The following is a 12,568-nucleotide window of genomic DNA, read 5'->3' as shown; positions in this document are numbered from 1 at the left end:
GTGGTTATTTACTTAACAGCCGACACCCGCCAAACCTTATTGCCCACATCATCGGCCACCAGCAAATCCCCCTGTTGATCTATCACCACGCCGACCGGCCGGCCCATGGCTTTCTCATCGCTATCAAGAAACCCCGTCAGCACATCCACCGGTTGCCCTTTCGGCTGGCCCCCTTCGAAGGGAACGAAAATCACCTTGTAGCCACTGTGCGGCTTGCGGTTCCAGGAACCATGCTGGCCGATAAATGCGCCATTACTGAAGGGGGCGGGCAGTTTGCTGCCCTCGGCGAAAGTCAGCCCAAGCGACGCGGTATGAGGGCCTACCGCATAGTCCGGAGCGATGGCCTTGGCGACCATGTCCAGGTTCTGCGGGGTCACACGCACATCCACATGCTGGCCGTAATAACTGAAAGGCCAGCCGTAGAAGCCACCATCCTTGACCGAGGTGATGTAGTCCGGCACCAGATCACTGCCGATCTCATCGCGCTCGTTGACCGCCGTCCACAGCTTGCCGCTCTGTGGTTCCCACGCCATGCCGTTGGGGTTGCGCAGGCCGGAGGCAAAAATGCGGTGCTGGCCGCTGGCGCGGTCGACTTCCCAAATGGCGGCGCGGCCCTGTTCGGCTTCCAGGCCGTTTTCGCCGACGTTGCTGTTGGAGCCGACGCTCACGTACAGCTTGCTGCCGTCCTGGCTGGCCACCACATTTTTGGTCCAGTGGTGGTTCAAGGGGCCACCGGGTAAATCCACCACCTTGGTGCCTGGGGAGGTGATTGCGGTTTCACCCGGCTGATAGGGGAAGCGCAGCAACTTATCCGAATCGGCCACATACAGGTCATTGCCCACCAAGGTCATGCCAAACGGCGAATTGAGGTTCTCCAGGAACACCGTGCGAGTTTCTGCAACACCGTCATGGTCGGCATCGCGCAGCAAGGTAATACGGTTCGGGCTCGGCACCCCGGCGCCAGCGCGGTCCATGACTTTTTCCATCACCCAGCCACGTACGCCTTTGGCGTCGTCCGGTTTGGGCGGTGCATTGGTCTCGGCCACCAGCACGTCGCCGTTGGGCAGCACGTAGAGCCAGCGCGGGTGATCCAGGCCTTCGGCGAACGCAGCCACTTGGGTGCCTGCGGCCGCGATGGGCTTGGCGCCTTCGGGCCAGCCGATGGCCGGGGCGATATTGACGGTGGGGATCAGCGTCTTGTTCGGCTCCGGCAGCCGGGGCGAGGGCCCGGTGCCGTCGGCGACCTGCAGGGTCGAGCTTTCGCCGCACGCAGCGAGGCTACCGGCGAACATGATCAGTAGGGCGAGTCGGGTTTTAGGCATGGTTTTCTCCTTGATACCTGTAGGGGTAGAGAAGCACGAACGGCGGATGGTTCAAGTCCAAGGCCAGCTTTAATTGACGCTCCACCCCCAACCCACTAACCTTCGCGGCTTGTTCCAGGTGCTCTGTGGCGTACGCGTCGACGGAGTGAAACAGGGAAGCCGGTGAGTGAGCGCACTTGTACACAGTGCTGCCGCGATTCCGGCGCTGCCCCCGCAACGGTAAATGAGTCAAGACGGTGCTGTTTGCCACTGTATCGCGTGCGATATGGGAAGGCGCACCCTCGGCTGCTTGCTATCAAAAGCGCCACTCATGAGCCCGGAGACCGGCCTGGATCATCCAACAGCATCACGGTGGGCGATGCTTGGCTGTCTGTTTTTTTTTCCTGCCCGCCGTTTTTGTCCAGCCCCAACGGAGAGCTGCCATGACTGATTCCCCCGAACGCGACGAACGCCACCTGGCGCGCATGCTGCGCAAAAAAGCCGTGATTGACGAGCGCATCGCCAATTCCCCCAACGAGTGCGGCCTGCTGCTGGTGCTGACCGGCAATGGCAAAGGCAAGAGCAGTTCGGCGTTCGGCATGTTGGCCCGGGCCATGGGCCATGGCATGCAATGCGGTGTGGTGCAGTTCATCAAGGGGCGTAACAGCACTGGCGAAGAATTGTTCTTCCGCCGCTTCCCCGAGCAGGTACGGTTTCATGTGATGGGCGAAGGCTTCACCTGGGAAACCCAGGACCGCCAGCGCGATATCGCCGCTGCCGAAGCGGCTTGGGCGGTGTCCCGGGCCATGTTGAATGACCCCTCCATCGGCTTGGTGGTGCTGGACGAACTGAACATCGCCCTCAAGCACGGCTACCTTGACCTGGACCAGGTACTCAGCGACCTGCAAGCGCGCCCGCCCATGCAGCATGTAGTGGTTACCGGCCGTGGCGCCAAGCCTGAACTGATCGAAATGGGCGACACCGTCACCGAAATGGGCATGCTCAAGCACGCGTTCCAGGCCGGTATCAAGGCACAGAAAGGCGTCGAACTTTGAATCAGCCCCGTCATTGCCCGGCCGTATTGATCGCCGCTCCGGCGTCCGGCCAGGGCAAAACCACGGTCACCGCCGCGCTCGCCCGCTTGCACCGCAACCTGGGACGCAAGGTGCGCGTGTTCAAATGCGGGCCGGACTTTCTCGACCCGATGATCCACGAGCGTGCCAGTGGCGCGCCGGTGTACCAGTTGGACATGTGGATGGTGGGCGAGCAAGAAAGCCGCCGCCTGCTCTGGGAGGCGGCGGGGGAGGCCGACCTGATTCTCATCGAAGGCGTGATGGGCCTGTTCGACGGCACGCCTTCCAGCGCTGACCTGGCGCGGCACTTCGGTGTACCGGTGCTGGGCGTAATCGATGGCACCGCTATGGCCCAGACGTTCGGCGCCCTGGCTTTGGGGTTGGCGCGCTATCAACCCGACCTGCCGTTCGCCGGCGTGCTGGCCAATCGCGTCGGCACCCTGCGCCATGCGCAATTGCTCGAAGGCAGCCTTACCGAGGGCTTGCGTTGGTACGGTGCATTGTCCCGCGAGACCGGCATCGAACTGCCCAGCCGTCATCTGGGCCTGGTGCAAGCCAGCGAACTGAATGATCTTGACGTGCGCCTGGACGCTGCCGCCCAGGCGTTGGGCAGCAGCTGCGAAGTGGCCCTGCCGCCGCCGGTGACCTTTGCCGCGCCCGAGGTGATCGAAGCCGAACCCTTGCTGGCCGGTGTGCGTATTGCCGTGGCCCGTGACGAAGCCTTTGCCTTTACTTACGGCGCCAGTTTGGATTTGCTGCGGGCGATGGGCGCCGAGCTGAAGTTCTTCTCACCGATCCATGATCGGCAACTGCCCGAAGCTGACAGCCTCTATCTGCCCGGCGGGTATCCAGAACTGCACCACCAGGCATTGTCGGCCAATACCGCGATGCTGGACGCCATTCGTGCTCATCACGCCGCTGGCAAACCGCTGCTCGCCGAATGCGGTGGCATGCTCTATCTGCTCGACTCGTTGACCGATGTGGAGGGTACACGCGCCGAACTGGTTGGCTTGTTACAAGGCGATGCGGTGATGCAGAAGAAACTCGCGGCCCTGGCGCTGCAAAGCGTTGAGATGCCGGAGGGCACGTTGCGTGGGCATACCTATCACCATTCCCTGACCAGTACCGAATGGGCGCCGATTGCCCGTGGTCTGAGCCCTAACGGCGGGCGCGGGGCTGAAGCGGTTTACCGACAGGGGCGTTTGACCGCCTCCTATGTGCACTTTTATTTTCCGTCGAATCCTGGCGCGGTGGCCGCGTTGTTCGCCCCAGACCTTGAGACCGCTATCGCAGGCAAGCCAGCTCCCACAGGGGAATGCATTCCAAATGTGGGAGGGGGCTTGCCCCCGATGAGGCCATGACTGACAACGCCTTCCCCGAGGCCGACCGCCAGGCCGTCTACCGCGCCATCGCCGAACGCCGCGACATGCGCCACTTCAGCGGCGGCAATGTCGCGCCTGAACTGCTGCAACGCCTGCTCCACGCCGCGCACCAGGCGCCCAGCGTCGGCCTGATGCAGCCGTGGCGTTTTATCCGCATCAGCGATCGCCCGCTGCGCAGCCAGATTCAACAGTTGGTGGAAGAAGAGCGCGTACGCACAGCCGAAGCATTGGGCGAGCGCTCCGATGCGTTCATGAAACTCAAGGTCGAAGGCATCAACGACTGTGCCGAGGTACTGGTCGCAGCGCTGATGGACGACCGCGAGCGCCATATCTTCGGGCGCCGCACCTTGCCGGAAATGGACATGGCCTCGCTCTCCTGCGCGATCCAGAACCTGTGGTTGGCGGCGCGCGTGGAAGGATTGGGCATGGGCTGGGTTTCGCTGTTCGATCCCCAGGCCCTGGCCGAGCTGCTGGGCTTGCCGCCCGGCGCAAAACCCCTGGCTGTGTTGTGCCTGGGGCCGGTGGCCGAGTTTTACCCGGCACCGATGTTGCAGCTGGAAGGCTGGGCCGAGCCGCGACCGCTAAGTGACATGCTGTATGAAAACACGTGGGGAGTGAGTCAATGAGTGTGGCCTTGCTGTGTGTGGCTGCGGTGGCGCTGGATGCGCTGCTGGGTGAGCCCAGGCGCTGGCATCCGCTGGTGGCGTTCGGCAATTTCGCCGGGCGCATCGAGCAACGCTTCAATAGCGGTGGGCGTGGCTGGCGCAGCCATGGCGTGACCGCGTGGTTTATCGCCGTGGTGCCGCTGACCCTGCTGGCCACGGCGTTGTCGTGGGCGCCCTATATCGGCTGGCTGCTGGAGATTATGGCGTTGTACTGCGCCCTGGGCATGCGCAGCCTGGGTGAGCACGTAACCCCAGTGACCCAGGCCCTGCGCCGTGATGATCTGGACGAAGCGCGCACCCGTGTGAGTTACCTGGTCAGCCGCCAGACCAGCGAACTGGACCGCACTGAAGTCGCCCGAGCTGCCACCGAATCGGTGCTGGAGAACGGCAGCGATGCGGTATTCGCCGCGTTGTTCTGGTTTGTGGTAGCCGGTGTGCCGGGCGTGGTGCTCTATCGCTTGAGCAACACCCTGGACGCCATGTGGGGCTATCGCAATGAGCGCTTTGAGCGCTTCGGCTGGGCAGCCGCCAGGATCGACGATGTGCTCAACTATATTCCTGCGCGTTTGGTGGCCTTAACCTACGCGTTATTGGGTAAAACCCGCCTGGCGCTCAAATGCTGGCGCACCCAGGGCCCGACTTGGGACAGCCCCAACGCCGGCCCGGTGATGGCGGCAGGGGCCGGCGCCTTGGGTGTGGAGCTCGGCGGCGCGGCGATTTATCACGGCGAGGTGCACCAGCGCCCGCCATTGGGCGAAGGCCCGCCGGCCGACGCCGATTCCATTGATCGCGGCTGGCAACTGGTGCAGCGCGGCGTATGGTTGTGGCTGCTGGTCCTGTGCGTGGGGGCGCAAATCTATGCTTGAACATGGTGGTCGGCTGCGTAAGGCCGCGATTGAGTACGGCATTGCCGAAGCGGATTGGCTCGACCTGTCCAGCGGCCTGGCGCCCTGGCCGTGGCCGATTCCCGAGATTCCCTTGCGTGCCTGGGCGCGCTTGCCGGAAACCGATGACGGTTTGGAGAAGGCTGCCAGCGAGTACTACGGCGCCGGCCCGTTGCTGCCGGTGCCGGGCTCCCAGGCGGCGATCCAACTGCTGCCGCGCCTGCGTCGTTCCGGCAAGGTCGGCGTGCTTTCGCCCTGTTACGCCGAGCACGCCGAAGCCTGGCGCCGCGCCGGTTATGTGGTGCGCGAAGTGCAGGAGCAGGAAGTCGACTTCTTTCTCGACAGCCTCGACGTGCTGGTTGTGGTCAACCCCAACAACCCCACGGGCTTGAGCCTGAGCCCGCAACGCCTGCTGGACTGGCATGCGCGGTTGGCCCAGCGCGGTGGCTGGCTGGTGGTGGACGAGGCGTTCATTGACGTGACCCCGGACTTGAGCCTGGCCAGCCATGCCGATCAGGTCGGCTTGATCGTGCTGCGCTCATTCGGCAAGTTCTTCGGCCTGGCCGGCGTGCGCCTGGGCTTTGTGCTGGCCGAGCGCAAGTTGCTCAAGCTGTTGGCCGAACAGGTCGGGCCCTGGGCCGTCAGTGGGCCGACGCGGGTGCTGGGCCAAGTGTGCCTGCGCGATACCGCCGGGCATGCGCGCCAGCGCAGTCGTTGCATCGCAGCCGGCCAGCGTCTGTTCGAGTTGCTTGAGCGCCGCGGCCTTCAACCTCACGGCGGCTGCGCCTTGTTCCAGTGGTTGATTACCCCCCACGCTGAACGGCTGTACGAATTCATGGCCCAGCGCGGCATCCTGCTGCGCCTGTTTGTGCACAACAGCAGCGTGCGCTTGGGCCTGCCCGACACCGACGCCGACTGGCTGCGCCTTGACGAAGCCCTGGCCGCCTACAAGGACGCCACATGACCACGTTGATGGTGCAGGGCACCACCTCTGACGCCGGCAAAAGCACCCTGGTGACCGCGCTGTGTCGCTGGCTGGTACGCCAGGGCGTCGCGGTGGCACCGTTCAAACCGCAGAACATGGCGCTCAACAGCGCGGTGACCGCCGAAGGCGGCGAGATCGGCCGCGCCCAGGCGGTGCAGGCCCAGGCCGCCAACCTGGCGCCCCACACCGACATGAACCCTGTGTTGCTCAAGCCCAACAGCGACACCGGCGCCCAAGTGATCATCCATGGCCGTGCCGTTACCAGCATGAATGCCGTGGCCTACCACGACTACAAAGCCATTGCGATGCAAGCGGTGTTGGCCTCCCACGCGCGCTTGAGTGAGGCCTACCCGGTGGTGATGGTGGAAGGCGCGGGCTCCCCGGCCGAGATCAACCTGCGCGCCAATGACATCGCCAACATGGGCTTCGCCGAGGCGGTGGACTGCCCGGTGCTGTTGATCGCAGACATCAATCGCGGCGGCGTGTTCGCCCATCTGGTCGGCACCCTGGAACTGCTGTCGCCCAGTGAGCAGGCGCGGGTCAAGGGCTTCATCATCAACCGTTTTCGCGGTGATATCGCGTTACTGCAACCCGGGCTGGATTGGCTCGAAGCGCGCACCGGCAAGCCGGTGGTCGGCGTGCTGCCCTACGTGATGGACCTGCACCTGGAGGCAGAAGACGGCATCGACCAGCGCCAGATCGACAAGGCCGCCCAGGTGCTCAAGGTAGTGGTGCCGGTGCTCCCGCGCATCAGCAACCATACCGACTTCGACCCGCTGCGCTTGCACCCCCAGGTGGATTTGCAGTTCGTCGGGCCGGGCCAGGCGATACCTGCCGCTGACCTGATCATCCTGCCGGGCTCGAAAAGCGTGCGCAGTGACCTGGCCTATCTGCGTGCCAATGGCTGGGACACCGCCGTGGCGCGGCATCTGCGTTATGGCGGCAAGGTGCTGGGGATCTGCGGCGGTTTGCAGATGCTCGGCGAGCACGTCCATGACCCGTTGGGCCTGGAAGGGCTCGCTGGCTCCAGTGCCGGCCTTGGGTTGCTGGCATTCAGCACCACCCTTGAACAAGAGAAACAACTGCGCAATGTGCGTGGGCGTCTGGTGTTGGAAGATGCTGAAGTCAGCGGTTATGAGATCCATGCGGGGGTAACTGCCGGTGCTGCCTTATCCAATGCTGCGGTGCTGCTGGATGATGGCCGCAGCGATGGCGCGCAGAGCCCCGATGGGCAAATTCTAGGCACCTACCTGCACGGCTTATTCGAGACCCCGGCAGCGTGCAGCGCCTTGCTGCGTTGGGCCGGGTTGCAGGACGTACAAGAGGTGAATTATCACGGCCTGCGCGAGCGCGATATCGAGCGCTTGGCGGACTTGGTGGAGCATCACCTGGATACCGATTTATTACGCAAGCTATGTGGGATCTGAAGATGTTTACACGACCCCATCGTGGGAGCTGGCTTGCCTGCGATAGCGCCCTGGCGGCCGCCTCATGTCCACCTGACGCACCACAATCTAACTGTGGGAGCAGGCTTGCTCGCGAATGCGTTGGGTCAGCCATGGCTGCATTCACTGACACACCCTATTCGCGAGCAAGCCCGCTTCCACATGGTTTACCAGGGGTCTTTGCATGCATCAATTGATCCTCGGCGGCGCCCGTTCGGGCAAGAGCCGCCTGGCCGAAAAGCTTGCCGCACAGAGCGGGCTTGCCGTCATTTATATCGCCACCAGCCAACCTCTCGACGGTGAGATGAACGAGCGCGTCGCGCTGCACCGCCAGCGTCGGCCCGACCATTGGGGCCTGGTTGAAGAACCCATCGACCTGGCGCGCGTGCTGCGTGAAAACGCCGCCACTGATCGCTGCCTGCTGGTGGATTGCCTGACCTTATGGCTCACCAACCTGCTGATGCTCGAAGACCCGGCGCGCCTTGCATCCGAGCGTGATCACCTGCTGCAAACCCTGGCCTCGCTGCCGGGGGAAATCATTTTTGTCAGCAACGAGACCGGTCTGGGTGTCGTGCCGCTGGGCGAATTGACTCGCCGCTATGTGGATGAAGCCGGTTGGCTGCATCAAGCCCTGGCCGAGCAATGTCAGCGCGTTGTGCTGACGGTTGCCGGCCTGCCCCTGACTTTGAAAGGTACTGCGTTATGACCGATTCCTGGTGGCTCAACCCCTGCAAGACCATTGATGCCACGGCCCACGAACAGGCGCTGGCGCGTCAGCAGCAGTTGACCAAACCCGCCGGCTCCCTCGGCCAGTTGGAAGCGCTGGCGGTGCAGCTGGCAGGTTTGCAAGGCCAGGCCAAGCCCTCGGTAGAACACCTGTGGATCGCGATTTTTGCTGGCGATCACGGTGTGGTCGCTGAAGGTGTATCGGCATTTCCCCAGGCGGTCACTGGCCAGATGCTGCAAAACTTCGTCACCGGTGGTGCGGCAATCAGCGTGCTGGCGCGGCAACTGCAAGCGCAATTGGAAGTGGTCGACCTCGGCACCGTCACGCCGTCCTTGGATTTGCCCGGCGTTCGTCACCTGAATATCGGCGCGGGCACGGCCAATTTCGTCCATGGCCCGGCGATGACCCAGGCCCAAGGGCAACTGGCCCTGAACGCCGGGCGAGACAGCGCACGCCGCGCCCTGCAAAGCGGTGCGCAGTTGTTTATCGGCGGCGAGATGGGCATCGGCAACACCACCGCGGCCAGTGCCTTGGCTTGCGCATTGCTGGATTGCCAGGTCACTGACCTCACAGGCCCTGGCACCGGTTTGAACGCTGCAGGGGTCAGCCACAAGGTCGCGGTCATTGAACGGGCCTTGGCGTTGCACGCCGGCCAGCGCAGCGATGCGCTGCAAACCCTGTTCAATCTCGGCGGTTTTGAAATAGCCGCGCTGGTCGGCGCCTACCTGGCCTGCGCCCAGGAAGGCATCGTGGTGCTGGTGGATGGGTTCATCTGCAGCGTGGCCGCGCTGGTAGCGGTGCGCTTGAACCCGGCGTGCCGCGAATGGCTAGTGTTCGGCCATCGCGGCGCCGAGCCGGGCCATCGCCATGTGCTGCACAGCCTCGATGCGCAGCCGTTGCTGGAACTGGGCCTGCGCCTGGGCGAAGGCAGCGGCGCCGCGTTGGCGGTGCCCTTGTTGCGCCTGGCGTGTGCGCTGCACGGGCAGATGGCGACGTTCGCCGAGGCCGCCGTGGCGGATCGCCCCGCATGACCTTGCGCCTGGACCTGCTGCGCCACGGCGAAACCGAACTGGGCGGCGGCCTGCGTGGCAGCCTGGACGATGCGCTGACCGCCAACGGCTGGCAGCAGATGCGCGACGCAGTGGTGGGGCAGGGGCCATGGGATCGGCTGATCAGCTCACCCCTGCAACGCTGCGCCCTGTTTGCCCAGGAGTTGGGGGCACAGCTCGATGTGCCGGTGAGCCTGGAGCCTGACTTGCAGGAGCTGCACTTCGGCGCCTGGGAAGGGCAGAGCGCGGCCGCGTTGATGGACACCGATGCCCAAGGGCTGGGCTTGTTCTGGGCCAATCCCTATGCCTTCACTCCGCCGGAAGGCGAGCCGGTCATCCGGTTTTCCGAGCGCGTGCTTGGCGCTGTCGCCCGGCTGCGTCAGGCCTATGCTGGCCAGCGCGTGCTGTTGATCAGTCATGGTGGTGTAATGCGCCTGCTGCTGGCCCAGGCGCGAGGGTTGCCCCGTGAGCAACTGCTGAACGTCGAAGTGGGTCACGGCGCCTTGTTCGGCCTGCTGGTTGAAGCCGATGGCGTGTTGAAGGAAGGACGCTGATGATGCTGCCGTTCTGGATCGCCCTGCAATTTCTCAGCAGTCTGCCCATTCGCTTGCCGGGCATGCCGCAGCCTCAAGAGCTCGGTCGTTCGTTGCTGTTTTATCCGCTGGTTGGGCTGCTGTTCGGTGTGTTGTTATGGGGCCTCAACCAGGTGTTGCTGGGCGCCCCATTGCTGTTGCACGCCGCGTTGCTGCTCACGGCCTGGGTGTTGCTCAGCGGTGGCTTGCACCTGGACGGCCTCGCCGACAGCGCCGATGCCTGGCTGGGTGGCTTTGGCGACCGCGAACGCACCCTCAGCATCATGAAAGACCCGCGCAGTGGCCCGATTGCGGTGGTCACCCTGGGCTTGGTGCTGCTGCTCAAGTTCAGCGCCTTGGTGGCGTTGATCGAACAACACAATGGCACCGCCTTGATCCTGGCGCCCCTGATCGGACGCGCTTCGATGCTGGCGCTGTTTCTCACCACGCGCTATGTGCGGGCGGGCGGATTGGGCCAGGCACTGTCAGACCATCTGCCGCGAATTGTCGGCCAACAGATGCTGATCCTCAGCGGCTTGGCCTGTATCCTGATCGGCGGTTTCAACGGCGGCATCGCGGTGTTGCTGGCGGCATTGTGTTTCGTGTGGCTGCGCCAGTTGATGGTCAAGCGTCTGGGCGGCACCACGGGCGACACCGCTGGCGCACTGCTGGAGCTGCTTGAAGTCGCGGTGCTGGTCGGGCTGGCGTTGTAACGCTTTCTTGCAATTGGTTAACTCCGGGTATATACACGCTCTATGCTTGCCTCCCAATGTTTATGCACCAACCTGCGACGCGCCGCCCGTGGCGTCAGCAGGCACTACGACGGCGCTCTCGACGGCTTCGGGATCAACGTTGCCCAGTATTCTCTGTTGTGCAACCTGCAGCGTCTCGACCAGCCGAGCATTTCCAGCCTGGCGGACGCCATGGGCCTGGATCGCAGCACCCTGGGGCGCAACCTGCGTGTCCTGGAAGGTGAGGGGCTAGTGCAATTGGTGGAGGGCGACGATTTGCGCAACCGCCTGGTGGTGTTGACTGACGCCGGTCATGAAAGGCTGGCCGCTGCGTTGCCGGCGTGGGAAGCAGCGCAACAGAAACTGATTGATAAGCTTGGCGCCGAAAAGCGCGAAATGTTGTTGGCCTTGCTGGATGAACTCGCCTGAACGGCGGTTTGTTCGACTACAAGCGGGTATATACCCGCGAACGGAGAATAAGAAATGAGCTCGATGTGGCGCACCAGTGGTTGGGTCCTTTTAGGCAGTGCGCTGATCCTGGCGTTATCCTTGGGCGTACGGCATGGCTTTGGCCTGTTCCTGGCGCCGATGAGCAGCGAATTCGGTTGGGGGCGTGAAACCTTTGCCTTTGCCATCGCCTTGCAGAACCTGATCTGGGGCTTGGCGCAGCCATTTACCGGGGCCTTGGCCGACCGTTTCGGCGCGACCAAGGCGGTGTTTGTCGGCGGGGTGTTGTACGCCGTCGGCCTGGTGCTGATGGGCATGTCTGACTCCGCGTGGTCATTGTCGTTGAGCGCAGGTTTGCTGATTGGCATTGGCCTGTCCGGCACCTCGTTCTCGGTGATCCTCGGCGTGGTCGGCCGCGCCGTAGCGCCCGAAAAACGCAGCATGGCCATGGGTATTGCCAGCGCGGCGGGCTCGTTTGGTCAGTTCGCCATGGTGCCCGGTACCCTCGGCTTGATTGGCTGGCTCGGCTGGTCGGCAGCGTTGCTGGCGCTGGGCTTGATGGTGGCGCTGATCCTGCCGCTGGTCGCCATGCTCAAGGACCGGCCGCTGGCGGTCACGGTGGGCCAGCAAACCCTGGGTGAGGCGCTCAAAGAGGCCTGTTCTCACTCCGGCTTCTGGTTGCTGTCCTTCGGCTTTTTTGTCTGCGGTTTCCAAGTGGTGTTCATCGGTGTGCACTTGCCGGCTTACCTGGTCGACCAGCACCTGCCGGCCACGGTGGGCACCACCGTGCTGGCGTTGATTGGCCTGTTTAATGTGTTCGGCACCTATACGGCAGGTTGGCTTGGTGGGCGCATGTCCAAGCCGCGCCTGCTCACCGGCTTGTACCTGTTAAGGGCGGTGGTGATTGTGTTGTTCCTGTGGGCGCCGGTCACTGAAGTCACAGCGTATCTGTTCGGCATGGCGATGGGCTTTTTGTGGTTGTCCACGGTGCCGCTGACCAACGGGACCGTCGCGACCCTGTTTGGTGTGCGCAACCTCTCGATGCTCGGCGGGATTGTGTTCTTGTTCCACCAGCTTGGCTCGTTCCTCGGCGGATGGCTGGGCGGGGTGGTCTATGATCGAACCGGCAGCTACGATTTGATCTGGCAGGTGGCAATTTTGCTCAGCCTGCTCGCCGCCGCGCTGAATTGGCCGGTGCGTGAGCGGCCGGTGGCACGTATACAGGCGCAGATGGAGGCGGCATGAGCATGACAGCGCGTCTTATGCTGTTGGCGGTGGGGATGGTGTTGCTGTTGCTGGCCTGGTGG

The 12,568-nt window shown here is 63.6% G+C and carries 13 protein-coding genes and 1 riboswitch; of the genes, 12 read left to right on the top strand and 1 reads right to left on the bottom strand.

Annotated elements, in window-relative coordinates; genetic code table 11:
* Positions 1 to 8: 8 nt before the first annotated feature.
* On the bottom strand, positions 9 to 1,322 hold the full coding sequence (locus E1K68_RS19755) for a sorbosone dehydrogenase family protein (RefSeq protein ID WP_003193047.1): 1,314 nt from the start codon (positions 1,320 to 1,322) through the stop codon (positions 9 to 11).
* Positions 1,323 to 1,421: 99 nt separating this feature from the next.
* A riboswitch (cobalamin riboswitch) is annotated at positions 1,422 to 1,669 on the top strand.
* A gap of 75 nt (positions 1,670 to 1,744) precedes the next feature.
* Here E1K68_RS19755 and cobO point away from each other — a divergent pair.
* From cobO to E1K68_RS19695, 12 genes are all read left to right on the top strand, one after another.
* Complete coding sequence (cobO, locus tag E1K68_RS19750; RefSeq protein WP_137205163.1) at positions 1,745 to 2,356, top strand: cob(I)yrinic acid a,c-diamide adenosyltransferase; 612 nt, start codon at positions 1,745 to 1,747, stop codon at positions 2,354 to 2,356.
* Positions 2,353 to 3,735, top strand: a complete 1,383-nt coding sequence (locus E1K68_RS19745; RefSeq protein WP_212614569.1) for a cobyrinate a,c-diamide synthase — start codon at positions 2,353 to 2,355, stop codon at positions 3,733 to 3,735. The genes cobO and E1K68_RS19745 overlap by 4 nt, the downstream gene beginning before the upstream one ends.
* The gene (gene bluB / locus E1K68_RS19740; protein ID WP_034136132.1) at positions 3,732 to 4,382 is read left to right on the top strand and encodes a 5,6-dimethylbenzimidazole synthase; all 651 of its coding nucleotides are present in this window, start codon (positions 3,732 to 3,734) and stop codon (positions 4,380 to 4,382) included. Before E1K68_RS19745 ends, bluB begins: the two co-directional genes overlap by 4 nt.
* On the top strand, positions 4,379 to 5,287 hold the full coding sequence (cbiB, locus tag E1K68_RS19735) for an adenosylcobinamide-phosphate synthase CbiB (protein ID WP_137205165.1): 909 nt from the start codon (positions 4,379 to 4,381) through the stop codon (positions 5,285 to 5,287). Before bluB ends, cbiB begins: the two co-directional genes overlap by 4 nt.
* Positions 5,280 to 6,269, top strand: a complete 990-nt coding sequence (gene cobD / locus E1K68_RS19730; RefSeq protein WP_094774031.1) for a threonine-phosphate decarboxylase CobD — start codon at positions 5,280 to 5,282, stop codon at positions 6,267 to 6,269. The genes cbiB and cobD overlap by 8 nt, the downstream gene beginning before the upstream one ends.
* A complete protein-coding gene (locus tag E1K68_RS19725) occupies positions 6,266 to 7,717 on the top strand; it encodes a cobyric acid synthase (protein ID WP_034136130.1) in 1,452 nt (483 codons plus the stop codon). The genes cobD and E1K68_RS19725 overlap by 4 nt, the downstream gene beginning before the upstream one ends.
* Before the next feature lie 202 nt (positions 7,718 to 7,919).
* Positions 7,920 to 8,441 (top strand): bifunctional adenosylcobinamide kinase/adenosylcobinamide-phosphate guanylyltransferase, encoded by a 522-nt coding sequence (cobU, locus tag E1K68_RS19720; protein WP_003193037.1) that lies wholly within the window; start codon positions 7,920 to 7,922, stop codon positions 8,439 to 8,441.
* Positions 8,438 to 9,493 carry a nicotinate-nucleotide--dimethylbenzimidazole phosphoribosyltransferase gene (gene cobT / locus E1K68_RS19715; protein WP_034136129.1) on the top strand — a complete coding sequence of 352 codons (1,056 nt, stop codon included), beginning with the start codon at positions 8,438 to 8,440 and terminating at the stop codon, positions 9,491 to 9,493. Before cobU ends, cobT begins: the two co-directional genes overlap by 4 nt.
* Positions 9,490 to 10,065, top strand: coding sequence for an alpha-ribazole phosphatase family protein (cobC, locus tag E1K68_RS19710; RefSeq protein WP_003193034.1), 576 nt, complete (start codon positions 9,490 to 9,492; stop codon positions 10,063 to 10,065). Before cobT ends, cobC begins: the two co-directional genes overlap by 4 nt.
* A gap of 2 nt (positions 10,066 to 10,067) precedes the next feature.
* Positions 10,068 to 10,796, top strand: a complete 729-nt coding sequence (locus tag E1K68_RS19705) for an adenosylcobinamide-GDP ribazoletransferase (protein ID WP_212614914.1) — start codon at positions 10,068 to 10,070, stop codon at positions 10,794 to 10,796.
* A gap of 42 nt (positions 10,797 to 10,838) precedes the next feature.
* Positions 10,839 to 11,243 carry a MarR family winged helix-turn-helix transcriptional regulator gene (locus E1K68_RS19700; RefSeq protein ID WP_003193031.1) on the top strand — a complete coding sequence of 135 codons (405 nt, stop codon included), beginning with the start codon at positions 10,839 to 10,841 and terminating at the stop codon, positions 11,241 to 11,243.
* Positions 11,244 to 11,306: 63 nt separating this feature from the next.
* The gene (locus E1K68_RS19695; protein ID WP_161975084.1) at positions 11,307 to 12,506 is read left to right on the top strand and encodes an MFS transporter; all 1,200 of its coding nucleotides are present in this window, start codon (positions 11,307 to 11,309) and stop codon (positions 12,504 to 12,506) included.
* Positions 12,507 to 12,568: the final 62 nt, after the last annotated feature.

Origin of the sequence: Pseudomonas sp. B2021, from assembly GCF_018135665.1 — a bacterium.
GTDB lineage: Bacteria > Pseudomonadota > Gammaproteobacteria > Pseudomonadales > Pseudomonadaceae > Aquipseudomonas > Aquipseudomonas lactis.
This window is presented reverse-complemented; position numbering and strand designations above follow the sequence as displayed.

What these genes read in the sequence shown, in the direction of transcription:
- E1K68_RS19755 (WP_003193047.1), bottom strand. Translation starts at nt 1,322, where the DNA reads ATGCCTAAAACCCGACTCGCCCTACTGATCATGTTCGCCGGTAGCCTC.
- cobO (WP_137205163.1), top strand. Translation starts at nt 1,745, where the DNA reads ATGACTGATTCCCCCGAACGCGACGAACGCCACCTGGCGCGCATGCTG.
- bluB (WP_034136132.1), top strand. Translation starts at nt 3,732, where the DNA reads ATGACTGACAACGCCTTCCCCGAGGCCGACCGCCAGGCCGTCTACCGC.
- cbiB (WP_137205165.1), top strand. Translation starts at nt 4,379, where the DNA reads ATGAGTGTGGCCTTGCTGTGTGTGGCTGCGGTGGCGCTGGATGCGCTG.
- cobD (WP_094774031.1), top strand. Translation starts at nt 5,280, where the DNA reads ATGCTTGAACATGGTGGTCGGCTGCGTAAGGCCGCGATTGAGTACGGC.
- E1K68_RS19725 (WP_034136130.1), top strand. Translation starts at nt 6,266, where the DNA reads ATGACCACGTTGATGGTGCAGGGCACCACCTCTGACGCCGGCAAAAGC.
- cobU (WP_003193037.1), top strand. Translation starts at nt 7,920, where the DNA reads ATGCATCAATTGATCCTCGGCGGCGCCCGTTCGGGCAAGAGCCGCCTG.
- cobT (WP_034136129.1), top strand. Translation starts at nt 8,438, where the DNA reads ATGACCGATTCCTGGTGGCTCAACCCCTGCAAGACCATTGATGCCACG.
- cobC (WP_003193034.1), top strand. Translation starts at nt 9,490, where the DNA reads ATGACCTTGCGCCTGGACCTGCTGCGCCACGGCGAAACCGAACTGGGC.
- E1K68_RS19705 (WP_212614914.1), top strand. Translation starts at nt 10,068, where the DNA reads ATGCTGCCGTTCTGGATCGCCCTGCAATTTCTCAGCAGTCTGCCCATT.
- E1K68_RS19700 (WP_003193031.1), top strand. Translation starts at nt 10,839, where the DNA reads ATGCTTGCCTCCCAATGTTTATGCACCAACCTGCGACGCGCCGCCCGT.
- E1K68_RS19695 (WP_161975084.1), top strand. Translation starts at nt 11,307, where the DNA reads ATGTGGCGCACCAGTGGTTGGGTCCTTTTAGGCAGTGCGCTGATCCTG.